Origin of the sequence: Bacillus sp. JJ675 (assembly GCF_036963165.1) — a bacterium.
In the GTDB taxonomy this organism is placed as follows: Bacteria; Bacillota; Bacilli; order Bacillales; family Bacillaceae; genus Bacillus; species Bacillus glycinifermentans.
The window spans coordinates 85,272-97,407 of the sequence record NZ_JBALMR010000018.1 but is presented as its reverse complement, the minus strand read 5'-3'; the positions used below and the strand labels follow the sequence as shown (position 1 = coordinate 97,407).

At 47.4% G+C, this 12,136-nt stretch carries 17 protein-coding genes and 1 other annotated feature; of the genes, 15 read left to right on the top strand and 2 right to left on the bottom strand.

Annotation, left to right across the window (positions count from 1 at the left end; genetic code table 11):
- Positions 1-129: 129 nt before the first annotated feature.
- The 9 genes from V7126_RS04705 (at position 130) to minD (ending at position 7,619) form a co-directional block, all read left to right on the top strand.
- Positions 130-867, top strand: coding sequence for a prepilin peptidase (locus V7126_RS04705; protein ID WP_175075665.1), 738 nt, complete (start codon positions 130-132; stop codon positions 865-867).
- A 191-nt stretch (positions 868-1,058) separates the two neighbouring features.
- A complete protein-coding gene (locus V7126_RS04700) occupies positions 1,059-2,081 on the top strand; it encodes an SPOR domain-containing protein (RefSeq protein WP_175075664.1) in 1,023 nt (340 codons plus the stop codon).
- A gap of 155 nt (positions 2,082-2,236) precedes the next feature.
- Positions 2,237-2,809: a Maf family protein gene (locus V7126_RS04695; RefSeq protein WP_046132062.1), complete on the top strand. Its 573-nt coding sequence runs from the start codon at positions 2,237-2,239 to the stop codon at positions 2,807-2,809.
- Between the two features lie 37 nt (positions 2,810-2,846).
- A complete protein-coding gene (gene radC / locus V7126_RS04690) occupies positions 2,847-3,539 on the top strand; it encodes a RadC family protein (protein ID WP_175075742.1) in 693 nt (230 codons plus the stop codon).
- Positions 3,540-3,624: 85 nt separating this feature from the next.
- Positions 3,625-4,635, top strand: a complete 1,011-nt coding sequence (locus tag V7126_RS04685; RefSeq protein ID WP_046132063.1) for a rod shape-determining protein — start codon at positions 3,625-3,627, stop codon at positions 4,633-4,635.
- Between the two features lie 31 nt (positions 4,636-4,666).
- Positions 4,667-5,560, top strand: coding sequence for a rod shape-determining protein MreC (mreC, locus tag V7126_RS04680; RefSeq protein ID WP_046132064.1), 894 nt, complete (start codon positions 4,667-4,669; stop codon positions 5,558-5,560).
- Entirely contained in the window at positions 5,557-6,075 is a 519-nt protein-coding gene (mreD, locus tag V7126_RS04675) for a rod shape-determining protein MreD (RefSeq protein WP_175075663.1), read from the top strand. Before mreC ends, mreD begins: the two co-directional genes overlap by 4 nt.
- A gap of 54 nt (positions 6,076-6,129) precedes the next feature.
- A complete protein-coding gene (gene minC, locus V7126_RS04670) occupies positions 6,130-6,810 on the top strand; it encodes a septum site-determining protein MinC (protein ID WP_046132066.1) in 681 nt (226 codons plus the stop codon).
- Positions 6,811-6,812: 2 nt separating this feature from the next.
- Positions 6,813-7,619 (top strand): septum site-determining protein MinD, encoded by an 807-nt coding sequence (gene minD, locus V7126_RS04665; protein WP_175075662.1) that lies wholly within the window; start codon positions 6,813-6,815, stop codon positions 7,617-7,619.
- A 46-nt stretch (positions 7,620-7,665) separates the two neighbouring features.
- Here the strand turns inward: minD and V7126_RS04660 are convergent, their stop codons facing one another.
- The gene (locus V7126_RS04660) at positions 7,666-7,995 is read right to left on the bottom strand and encodes an ArsR/SmtB family transcription factor (RefSeq protein WP_175075661.1); all 330 of its coding nucleotides are present in this window, start codon (positions 7,993-7,995) and stop codon (positions 7,666-7,668) included.
- Entirely contained in the window at positions 7,995-8,429 is a 435-nt protein-coding gene (locus V7126_RS04655; protein WP_175075660.1) for an SRPBCC family protein, read from the bottom strand. Before V7126_RS04655 ends, V7126_RS04660 begins: the two co-directional genes overlap by 1 nt.
- Before the next feature lie 152 nt (positions 8,430-8,581).
- Between V7126_RS04655 and V7126_RS04650 the strand changes: the two genes are divergently transcribed.
- The 6 genes from V7126_RS04650 to V7126_RS04625 all read left to right on the top strand — a co-directional run bounded on the left by V7126_RS04650 (position 8,582) and on the right by V7126_RS04625 (position 12,122).
- Positions 8,582-9,376 carry a peptidoglycan DD-metalloendopeptidase family protein gene (locus V7126_RS04650; RefSeq protein ID WP_175075659.1) on the top strand — a complete coding sequence of 265 codons (795 nt, stop codon included), beginning with the start codon at positions 8,582-8,584 and terminating at the stop codon, positions 9,374-9,376.
- Positions 9,369-10,235, top strand: a complete 867-nt coding sequence (locus tag V7126_RS04645) for a M50 family metallopeptidase (protein ID WP_046132071.1) — start codon at positions 9,369-9,371, stop codon at positions 10,233-10,235. The genes V7126_RS04650 and V7126_RS04645 overlap by 8 nt, the downstream gene beginning before the upstream one ends.
- A gap of 59 nt (positions 10,236-10,294) precedes the next feature.
- Positions 10,295-10,371, top strand: a sequence feature (ribosomal protein L21 leader region).
- 12 nt (positions 10,372-10,383) lie between these two features.
- Positions 10,384-10,692, top strand: a complete 309-nt coding sequence (gene rplU / locus V7126_RS04640) for a 50S ribosomal protein L21 (protein WP_046132072.1) — start codon at positions 10,384-10,386, stop codon at positions 10,690-10,692.
- A 12-nt stretch (positions 10,693-10,704) separates the two neighbouring features.
- Positions 10,705-11,046, top strand: a complete 342-nt coding sequence (locus tag V7126_RS04635) for a ribosomal-processing cysteine protease Prp (RefSeq protein WP_175075658.1) — start codon at positions 10,705-10,707, stop codon at positions 11,044-11,046.
- 12 nt (positions 11,047-11,058) lie between these two features.
- A complete protein-coding gene (gene rpmA / locus V7126_RS04630; RefSeq protein WP_006637844.1) occupies positions 11,059-11,340 on the top strand; it encodes a 50S ribosomal protein L27 in 282 nt (93 codons plus the stop codon).
- 203 nt (positions 11,341-11,543) lie between these two features.
- Complete coding sequence (locus V7126_RS04625; RefSeq protein WP_046132074.1) at positions 11,544-12,122, top strand: sporulation initiation phosphotransferase B; 579 nt, start codon at positions 11,544-11,546, stop codon at positions 12,120-12,122.
- The last annotated feature ends 14 nt before the right edge of the window (positions 12,123-12,136 follow it).

Below are 12,136 nucleotides of genomic sequence, written 5' to 3'. Positions count from 1 at the left end.
AGCTTAGGCTGAAGGCGCATTTTTATATTTTCGCGAACAGCGGCCCTCTCCAAGGTTTGCTAAAATGGAAGCCCCTGGCCTGCCGGAAGATCCGGGCCGGGAAATCCTGCGAGAGGCTGATGTTCGTTGATGTACTTTTTCATAACCGGTTTGGTGCTAGGCTCTTTTTTTAATGCGGCAGGCCGCCGCATCCCTCAAAAAACCTCATTGCTCGCTCCGCGTTCCGCCTGCCCCGTCTGCCGCCGCCCATTGACTTTTCTTGAGCTGATACCGGTGCTGTCCTACGTCTTGCAGAGAGGAAAGTGCAGAGGGTGCAAGTGCTCCATTTCGATCGTCTATCCGGCCGTTGAGCTGACGGCGGCTTTTCTGTTTCCCTTTGCATGGCTGCAGATGGGCGGAGAGGGAGAGCTTGTCATGGCGCTTTTGCTCATTTCTTTGCTGCTGATCGCTTTTGTCTCAGATGTGACGTATATGGTCATACCCGATGCCGTACTTTGTGTTTTTCTGCCTATTTTCGTTGCCGGGCGTTTATTGATTCCGCTTGACCCTTGGCATTCGAGCATAACGGGGGCGGCTTGCGGATGCCTGCTGCCGCTCTTTACGGCTGCTGTGACGAAAGGGGGCATCGGCGGGGGCGATGTGAAGCTGTTTGCCGTCCTTGGCGTCGTCCTGGGAGCCAAGCTGATCGTGCTCGTGTTTTTCCTGTCCGCCGCCTGCGGAACGGTGATCGGGCTTACAGCCATGGCTTGCGGAAAGCTCAAGCGAAGGGATCCCTTTCCGTTTGCGCCCGCCATTTTGATCGGAACGCTGACAGGCTATTTTTACGGCGATCAGCTGATCGATTTGTACGTCCAAATGACGGCATAAAAAATTTGACGAAACCTTTTTGAACGAGACGACAAAAGTCTTGTTCTTTTTTTTTCGGGCTGTGATACAGTGTGGACAATAAGAGGGACAAGCCTTCAGGAGATCTCCTCCTTCCTTTTGGCTCCCTCTGTTTCTAACGGGATACTGCTATGCTCATCATACAATCAAAAACAGAAAGCGAGGGATGTACATTGAAAAAACGGAAAAGCAAGAAAATTTCGGCCGGGAACACGCCTAAAGAAGATCCGCTCAAAGTGATGATCAACGGAAAGGAAGAGACGATATACGGCACGGCGAAAGCAGAGGCGCAGGAAAAACATAAGGAAAAGAAACTGACCTTTTCGAATTGGGAAGAAAAGCGGAAGGCGGAGCAGGAGATATCCGCTTCAAAGGAGGACAGAAAACCCGAAACGGACGAATTTACATGGGCTGAGCCGGATGAGGAAGAGGCCGTTTTTAAAGACGATCCAAAAGTGGTGACGCCTTATCAAAAGAAACATGAAGCCAAAGGCAGTCAAAAGGCGAAACGAACGTTTTCTTACCCCGTTAAGCGTTTCGCGATGACGATTATTTTCGCTGTTTTGCTCGGCACAGGCCTCGGCGTTTTTGCTCTCAACCTTGCATCAGATAAAGGAGAAGTGCCGGCATCGGGCAGTCTTGGCGCGAATGCGGAAGACGGCGGGGCGGTCAAAGCCGGGGACAGCGATGGCGAAAAACAGGCGGCTGGCAAAGCCGGTGCGGATTTTAAAGGCTTTGCCGTGCAGGCGGGCAAATTCTCTTCAAAAGAAGGGGCGGAAACGATGGCTTCTCAAATCGTTGAAAAAGGATATGCCGCTGTTCCGCTGGCAAAAGATGACGGATATTACGTGATCGCCGGCATAACCGGTGAAAAGCAGATGACTTCTCAGCTCGGACAGATTTTGATCGATCACGATCTTGATGCGTGGGGCGGAAAAGAGCTGTCGGTTTCGCTTGATTCCGATTTGTCCCCGGCTTTTAAAGAAGCGGCAGAGCTGTCGGCAAAAGCGATTCTCGGCGCCGAGGTAACCGCGAAAAACGTCGCCGATCTCAAAGCGGAAATTGATGGAATAAAGCCAAATGGAGACTCGGAAAAGATAAAAGAGGGCATACTAAAGGCCGTGAATCTGCTGGAAAAACCGACAGCGGCAAACGGCTGGAAAAGCCAGCAGCTATTGCTCAGCCAAATGAAATAATCATTTGAACCAGCCGATGGGCTGGTTTTTTTGATTTATCGATTTTTGTCATCAAAAAGTTATTTTTCTGAAATTGTGGCTGAGGCTTTCTTTTGGTAGGATAAAACAAGTATCTTTATTTCTTAAGCAAAAAACCCGTGAAAGGATGGCTTCCCATGACACAGCCGCTTATTTTAGCTTCACAATCACCCCGCAGAAAGGAACTCCTCGACCTCCTGCACATTCCATACCGCGTCGTGGCGAGCAACGCAGAAGAAAAATTAAACCGAAACTTTTCGCCGGAAGAGAACGTCAAATGGTTGGCGGAACAAAAAGTGCGAAAAGTAGCCGAGCAATATCCTGATGCTGTCGTGCTTGGCGCCGACACCATAGTTTGTTTTGAAGGCGTTTGTCTGGGCAAGCCGAAAGATGCCGGGGAAGCCGGAAGGATGCTGAAAATGCTTTCCGGACAAACCCATTCGGTGCTGACGGGTGTCTGCATCAAGTCAAACAGCAAATGCGAAACATTTTTTGAGGAAACCGAAGTCACCTTTTGGCCTCTCGAAGATAAAGAAATCAGCGCCTATATTGATACGGGCGAACCGTTTGATAAAGCAGGTTCATACGGAATACAGGGAAAGGGCGCGCTCTTCGTCAAACATATTAAGGGCGATTACTACACGGTTGTGGGGCTGCCTATTTCCAAAACGATGAGAATGCTGAAGCGGTTTGGTCTGCACTCCTATTGATGAACCGAACGGGAAGGGGAATCACAGGGAGGGTTTTATCATTAGCGATCAGCCATTAAAATTAAGAGATTTTCCGGAAGATGAAAGGCCTCGCGAACGGCTCTTGAACATGGGCGCCGAAAGCCTGTCAAATCATGAATTGCTGGCGGTTCTTTTAAGAACCGGAACAAAAAAAGAATCGGTTCTCCAGCTTTCAAGCCGCCTTCTTCAGACGTTCGACGGCCTGCGTTTATTAAAAGAAGCATCTGTTGAAGAGCTTTCAAGCATCTCGGGCATCGGCCGCGCGAAAGCCGTTCAAATATTGGCGGCTCTCGAACTCGGCCGGCGCATTCATAAGCTTGTGTACGAAGAGCGGCATGTGATCCGCTTTCCTGAGGATGCAGCGAATTTGCTGATGGAAGATATGCGTTTTTTGTCTCAGGAACACTTCGTCTGTCTCTACCTGAATTCTAAAAATCAGGTAATCCACAAACGCACCGTCTTTATCGGCAGCCTGAACTCTTCCATTGTCCATCCGCGGGAAGTGTTTAAGGAGGCTTTGAAGCGGTCAGCCGCTTCTTTTATCTGCGTGCACAACCATCCTTCGGGAGACCCGGCACCGAGCAGCGAAGATATCGATGTTACAAGGCGTCTCAATGAATGCGGACAGCTCATCGGAATCGAATTGCTCGACCATATTATCATCGGCGATCAAAAATTTGTGAGCTTAAAAGAAAAAGGATATTTGTAACACTTTTTTTTTCATTAAATTAAGCTATAATAGAATTTATGGTTTTTGCTTAGGAATTTGTTTTAAGAAAGGAAGATACATACAAATGTTTGGAATTGGTGCGAGAGACCTTGGAATAGATTTGGGAACAGCGAATACGCTTGTCTTTGTCAAAGGAAAAGGAATTGTCGTTAGGGAGCCTTCTGTCGTTGCGCTTCAAACGGACACAAAGCAAATTGTCGCAGTCGGTAATGACGCGAAAAATATGATCGGACGGACTCCGGGAAATGTCGTTGCGCTCCGCCCGATGAAAGACGGAGTCATCGCTGATTATGAAACAACGGCAACGATGATGAAGCATTATATTAGCAAAGCTGTGAAAAACAAAGGATTGTTTGCAAGAAAACCTTATGTAATGGTCTGTGTTCCATCCGGAATTACAGCGGTAGAACAGCGCGCGGTTATCGATGCCACACGCCAGGCGGGCGCAAGAGACGCCTATCCGATTGAAGAACCGTTTGCCGCGGCGATCGGCGCAAACCTGCCTGTTTGGGAGCCGACCGGAAGCATGGTTGTTGACATCGGCGGAGGAACGACCGAAGTCGCGATTATTTCCCTTGGAGGAATTGTCACTTCCCAATCCATCCGTGTAGCCGGGGATGAGATGGACGAGGCGATTATCTCTTATATCAGAAAAACGTACAATCTGATGATCGGGGATCGCACTGCCGAAGCTATCAAACTCGAAATCGGCTCGGCCGAAGCAAGTGAAAACGGAGAAAGCATGGAAATCCGCGGCCGCGATCTTTTAACAGGACTGCCGAAAACGATTGAAATCACCGAGAAAGAAATTACGGCGGCGCTTCGCGATACTGTGTCTGCAATCGTAGACGCCGTGAAAAATACGCTGGAAAAAACACCGCCTGAACTTGCGGCTGACATTATGGACCGCGGAATCGTCCTGACGGGCGGAGGCGCGCTTCTTCGCCATTTGGATAAAGTCATCAGCGAAGAAACGAAAATGCCGGTTATCATTGCGGAAGACCCTCTTGACTGTGTAGCGATCGGAACAGGTAAAGCACTCGAACAAATTCATCTATTTAAAGGGAAAAATTAAGGACACAGTGAAATAGAAGAGGTGTATAATCATGCCGCAGTTTTTTACGAATAAACGGTTGATGCTTTTACTCCTTTGTATCATCATTTTGGTGGCAATGATTGGATTTTCGTTGAAGAACGACCGTAATGCAACTTGGCCCGAAAAATTCATTGGCGATACAACTGGTGTATTCCAAACCATTTTTCATACGCCCGCTCAGTTTTTTTCGGGCTTCTTTGAAAATGTAGAAGACTTAAAAAACACTTATGATGAAAACGAGCGCCTGCGGAAGAAGCTTGACGGCCAGACTCAGTATGAAGCAAAGCTTCAGGAACTCGAAAACGAAAACAAGTCCCTTCGCAAGGAGCTAGGCCATTTGAAGTCGATCAGAGACTATAATCCGATACTGGCGACTGTCATCGCCAGAAACCCGGATAAATATGAATGGTGGAACATGATCACGATTAACAAAGGCTCCAAGCATGGCGTGAAAAAAGACATGGCGGTCACAGACGAAAACGGCAACCTGATCGGTAAAATCGACAGCACAAAAGTGAATAGCTTCACTTCCACTGTCCAGCTTTTAAGCGCGACGGACAGAAACAACCGAATTTCGACCATCGTTTCGGCTAATAAAGGCAAAAAAACGGTAAACGGCATTATCAACGGATATGATTCTGACAAAAAGGCGCTGTCCATGGAAATTATTGATCCTGATAAAGAAAGGGATATCAAAAAAGGCGACCTGGTTGAAACCTCCGGGGCAGGCGGAGTATTTCCAAAAGGCTTAACGGTCGGAAAGGTGACAGAGGTCGAACCCGATTCTTACGGTTTGACAAAAATCGCTTACGTGAAGCCGGCTGCTGATTTGTATAATCTTGATAATGTCATTGTCGTTGATCGTACACTCGACACGGTGAATGAGGAGGAGGGAGGATCGTGAAGCGGTTCCTTCTTCCTGTCATCATGATGTTTGTCCTGGCGTCTGAAAGCGTTTATGCAGATTTTGTCAGATTGCCTTTTATCGGCGATGATCTGCAGCTGATTCCGCGTTTTCTGCTGCTCGTCTTAGTTTTTATGACGGCTTACGTCAATCAGTCGTTTGCCATTACATATGGATTTATATTCGGACTGCTATACGATATTAACTATACCGACCTTTTAGGGGTATACATGTTTGGTTTTGCCGGTATTTGTTATTTAACGTCAAAGGCGTTTAAAGTGCTGCAGACGAACGCGCTTGTCGTGATCTTCATATCGGTTCTTGCCGTCTGTGTCCTTGAGTTTTATCAATACGGCGTACAGATGTTAATACGGCCGGAGATCATGCCGTTCCATCAATTTGTGCTGGAAAGGCTGCTTCCTACTCTCGGATTAAACGCGGTTGCGGGAATTTTGCTCATTTACCCGTTCAAAGCGTTTTTTACCAGTCTTAAGAAAGAGCTTCGGGAAGAGTAAAAAAAGGATTTTATCAGCCGATGTCGAAATGAGTATGATGTTGAGGTGAACACCGTGAAGACCCAAAAGCAGCAATACGTAACAATTAAAGGAACGAAAAATGGATTGACGCTTCATCTTGATGACACATGCTCTTTTGAAGAATTACTGAACGGTCTTCAGGATATGCTGTCACTCGAACATTATATGGATGGAAAAGGCCAGAAAATCAGTGTTCTCGTAAAGCTTGGCCACCGCTATGTGACGAAGGAACAAGAAGCCAGGCTGACCGAAGTGATCACTGAGAAGCAAAATCTGTTTATCCAGTCCATCGAAAGTGAAGTCATGACCAAAACAGAAGCCGACCGCTTAAAAAAAGAAAGCGAGGTCATTTCGGTCGCCAAAATCGTTCGCTCGGGACAAGTCCTGGAAACAGATGGCGATTTGCTTCTCATCGGGGATGTGAACCCGGGAGGAATGGTGAAGGCCGGAGGAAATATTTTTGTCCTCGGCTCTTTAAGAGGGATTGCCCACGCTGGTTTTAACGGAAATAAACGAGCTGTTATTGCGGCTTCCGATATGAGACCGACTCAATTACGCATAAATCATGTGCTCAATCGCTCCCCAGACCACATCCAAGAAGGGAACGACATGGAATGTGCTTATTTAGACGAAGAAGAGAATATGGTCATTGACCGCCTTCAACAATTGGCTCATTTGAGACCTAGTTTAACAAGGCTTGAGGGAGGAATGTAAAGTTGGGTGAAGCTATCGTAATAACCTCGGGGAAAGGCGGAGTAGGCAAAACGACGACATCCGCGAATCTTGGCACCGCTTTGGCCATCTTGGGAAAGCGGGTATGTCTTGTTGACACAGACATCGGCCTGCGCAATCTCGATGTCGTCATGGGCCTTGAGAATCGAATTATCTATGATCTGGTGGATGTCGTTGAAGAAAGATGCAAGATCCATCAGGCGCTTGTAAAGGATAAACGCTTTGATGACCTGCTTTATTTGCTTCCGGCGGCACAGACAAGCGACAAATCGGCGGTTCTGCCGGAGCAGATGGTCAAATTAATCCAGCAGTTAAAACAGGATTTTGACTATATCGTTATTGACTGTCCGGCAGGAATTGAGCAGGGATATAAAAATGCGGTTTCCGGCGCTGACAAAGCCATTGTCGTGACGACACCGGAAATTTCAGCCGTTCGTGACGCCGATCGGATTATCGGACTTCTCGAGAAAGAGGAGAACATTGAGCCGCCCCGTCTGATCATCAACCGGATCCGCAATCACTTAATGAAAAACGGCGATACGCTTGACGTTGACGAAGTGATTCAGCATTTATCCATCGAATTGATCGGCATCGTCGCCGATGATGATGAAGTCATTAAGGCATCCAACAACGGAGAGCCGGTTGTCATGGACCCCAACAACAAGGCTTCCATCGCATACCGGAACATCGCCCGCCGCGTTCTCGGCGAATCCGTGCCTTTACAGTCATTTGAAGAAGAGCATAAAGGCGTGTTTGCCAGAATTAAATCGTTCTTCGGCGTGCGCGCATAATGCCAAAAAGCAATCTCAAGTTATGAGATTGCTTTTTTCATAGCATTTATTCTCTACCTTCATGTTCCACATAATGTTTCAGTATGGAGAGCTTGTTGTCCCAATACCGGTCGAAATAGGAGAGCCACTCCTGCAATTCGATCAGCGGTTCGGGATGAAGCCTGTACAGCTTCTCCCTTCCCGCTTTTCGTTCGCTCACAAGCCGCGCATCAGACAAAATCCGCAAATGCTTGGAGACGGCCGTCCTTGTTATCGGAAAATGGCTGCTGATATCGGTAATGGGCATTTCCCGATCAGCGAGAAGCTTCAGCAGCTTCCTCCTCGTCGGATCGGCGACCGCCCGAAACACATCATGTTTTTGCGCTGATGAAGACACTAGCCTTCAACTGCCATGCGAAGCCTTTGATTGACGAGCCCTTCCCAGCCGCCGTTCATCCTGTCGCGGACGTCCGAATTGTTTGCTCCCGCTTTTGGAACGATTTCTTCCGGCTCTCCCCAGCCGGAGTGAATCAAAGTAAACTCAGTGCCGCCGCCGGCTGTCTCTTTTAATTCAAAGGTCACGATCCAGCCTGACGTGTCCCAGGTGAAAGAGAGGCGATGCGGAGCTTCAAGCTCAATCACTTTGCACGGTGAAGGTCCATATGGCGACTGCAGGGTGAATTCATGGCCGATTTCAGGCTGAAAATTGTTCGCCATGAACCAGGCGGCAATTCCCTCGCTTGTCGCAACCGCTTCCCATACTTTTTGAATCGGCGCATGAAATGTGACCCTTTTATGTATATCAGGCACATGGCTGTTTTGTTCTTTCATTCGAATACCTCCGTCATGAAAAATATGAAACCAAAAGGTTTCGTTTTTTTATTATACGAAACCTTTTGGTTTCATGTCAATAATATCGGTATAAATGCTGTGGACAAGACATATCATGGTACAAACCAACGTGAATGTAAAGGATGAGGGGTATGAGTCACAGAGCAGATGAAATCCGCAAAAGAATCGCGAAAAAGCGAAAACGGAAAACGCCGGCAAATGGACCGGGCCGCCCTGACAGATCAAAGCGCCCGCTGCCACCGCCCGCCTGGACAGCCTTTCCGGAGGATGATAAACATGAGGAGTTCCCCGCATATGAAGGGGGTTCAACTTTGATAAACGGAAAGCATCCGCTTGTAAAGGCCGATGCATTCATCATAAAATGCCTCCTGTCAGCATGCCTCGTTCTTGTGTCTGCCATTGCTTATAAAGGCCATTTTGAATCCGTGAAGCAGGTCAAACCGGTGATCGGCCGGATGTTCACAGAAGAATTTCAATTTGCGGCCCTTGGACATTGGTATGAATCAAAGTTCGGACACCCGCTTTCGCTGTTTCAGCCGAAAAGCGGAAAGCAGTCAGAGCAAATGGAGGTCAACCAGGAGCTTGTCACCCCTGCGATGGGGAAAGTTCAGCAGAAATTTTCCGGAGAGGGGATCAAAGTCGAAACCGAAAGCGAAACGATTGAGAGCATGAAAGAGGGCTATGTCATTGAAGTGGAAAAAAGCCCGGAGACAGGCCTGACGGTTGTCATCCAGCATGCCGATAACAGCTACACCTATTACGGACAGTTGAAAAAGGTCGATGTCGCTTTATACGATTTCGTCGATAAAGGAGCCAAGCTCGGAACGATTCAGCAAAATAAAGACCATAAAGGCGTCTATTATTTTGCAATTAAACAAGGAGACGAATTTGTCGATCCGATACAGGTGATATCGTTTGATGAATAGATGGACAGAGCTCATCGCAAAGCTTCATATCCATCCCCTGCTCTGGCTGGTGATGGCGCTCGCTTTAATGACCGGGCATATTAAAGCGTTATTTTGCTTAATGATCGTCATTTTGGTTCATGAGCTTGGCCATGCCGCAGCAGCCGTCTATTTTTCCTGGAGGATCAAACGGATTTTTCTGCTTCCTTTCGGGGGAGCCCTTGAGGTTGACGAGCATGGAAACAGACCGTTAAAAGAAGAACTTGCCGTCGTTTGCGCTGGGCCGGTACAGCACATATGGCTTCAGTCAGCCGCTTGGCTGATGTCTGCCAATTCGCTCCTCGAACCGAAAATGTTTGATATGTTTACATTTTACAACTTGACGATCCTGCTGATGAATCTGTTTCCCGTCTGGCCGCTGGACGGGGGGAAGCTGTTGTTTCTGCTTTTTTCGAAATATTTGCCGTATCAAAAGGCGCAGCAAATGATCCTGTCCGTATCGTGTGGCGGCTGTGCACTGTTCATGATAGCGGTTTTGGCGGTTTCTCCAATGCAGCTGAGCGCCTGGGTGCTGCTCGTATTTCTATCCGTCTCCCTTTACCGGGAATACAGAAGCAGGCATTACGCCCATATCCGTTTTCTGCTTGAACGCTATTACGGAAAAGAGCGGGAAGTCCGCCGGCTTGCACCGCTCACCGTTTGCGCGGATGAGCGCATATACGACGTCATGTTGATGTTCAGGAGAGGCTGCAAGCATCCGATTATCATTGAAAAAGACGGGGAAAAGCTGAGCCAGCTCGATGAAAATGAAGTTCTTCACGCCTATTTCGCCGATAAACGAACGACGTCTTCAATGGGAGAGCTTCTGTCGGTTTATTGAAAACTGTATTGACATTCGTCTGTGATTCTGGTATATTTTTTAATGTTATGGATGTAGCACCCGTGCTACAACCGCTCAGCGCAGGCGCTAAGTGCTTGATAAAGCCCCCTGCTGACTGGCGAGTCTTAGTTTATTAGGAGGTGCAGAGATGTACGCAATTATTCAAACAGGCGGAAAACAAATCAAAGTTGAAGAAGGTCAAACTGTATACGTTGAAAAGCTTGCTGCTGAAGTCGGCGAAACAGTTACTTTTGACAACGTATTGTTTGTCGGCGGTGAAAACGTTAAAGTTGGAAACCCTACGGTTGAAGGCGCTACGGTAACAGGCAAAGTTGAAAAACAAGGCCGCGCTAAAAAAATTACCGTATTTAAGTACAAGCCGAAGAAAAACCAACATAAAAAACAAGGTCATCGTCAGCCTTACACAAAAGTCGTAATTGAAAAAATTAACGCTTAAGGCGTGTAGGATATGATTCAGGCAACAATTACAAGATCCCGGCTGGACGGGGACATTTTGTCCTTTGAAATGACGGGGCATGCGAATTTTGCTGAACATGGACACGATCTCGTTTGTGCCGGAGCATCTGCCGTTGCCTTCGGAGCGGTCAATGCTGTCATCGCACTGGCCGGCATTGATCCGATCCTCGATCTTGGGGAAGACGGGGGATATTTGTCTTTCCGGTTCCCTGATGAGACAGATCAGGAAGCGCGGAGCAAAGCCCAGTTGCTTCTTGAAGGCATGATCGTTTCCCTGCAAACGATCGAACGGGATTACAAAGGTTACTTACGAGTAACAGAGAACAAAATATAGGAGGTGAGCTACATGCTAAGACTAGATCTTCAGTTTTTCGCTTCTAAAAAAGGAGTAGGTTCAACGAAAAACGGACGTGACTCTGAGGCTAAACGTTTAGGTGCTAAACGTGCTGACGGTCAATTCGTAACAGGCGGTTCCATCCTTTACCGTCAACGCGGAACAAAAATTTACCCAGGTGAAAACGTGGGCCGCGGCGGAGATGACACTCTATTTGCGAAAATCGACGGAACTGTTAAATTCGAACGTTTCGGCCGTGACCGCAAAAAAGTGAGCGTATATCCTGTAGCCTAACCTTTAAACGAAACTCCGGTCGTTCTGACCGGAGTTTTTTTTACATATCAATTTCAATCCCGGACACGCTATCCGGCAAATGCCGGGATTCCGCTGGAGATTCCGCATAAACGTGTTTCATTTATACTGTCTTCTCTGTTATAATTCAAAGTACAAACCGGATCAGACTCCTAAAAAGAGACCAAACGATTGGGAGTGCCAAAATGGAAGAAATATCGAAAAAACGAGAAAAGAATATCGATGACACGGCTTTGACTCATGAGCTTATCCATCTGCTCAGCCACTCAAGGCACGACTGGATGAATAAACTTCAATTGATTAAAGGAAACCTAACATTAAAGAAATATGACCGCGTGTTTGAGATCATTGATGAAGTGGTCATTGAGGCTCAGCATGAATCAAAGCTTTCAAACCTGAAAATACCGCGGTTTGCTTACGATTTGCTCACGTTTAACTGGACGGCTCATTCGCTGACGCTTGAATATGAGGTGATCGGAGAAGTCAGGGATCTCTCGGCTTATGATGAAAAGCTGGTGATTCTCATCAGAAAGCTGTTTCGGATTTTTGACGAATGCGTTTCAAAAGAGAGCGAAAACCATTTGACCGTCACGCTGCAAACGGACGGACCCGAGGGAAGCCTCGTCATTTATCTCGACTTTCACGGCGCCTTGACAGAGCTTATCGGCTTTGAAGAATTTCAGAAATCACCTGAAGATTTTTATGAAATCAGGCGGCTCGATGTTTCAGAGCGTGAATGTCTTGCTGAAATCCACGTCAAGTAAACGCGGTTTTAAAG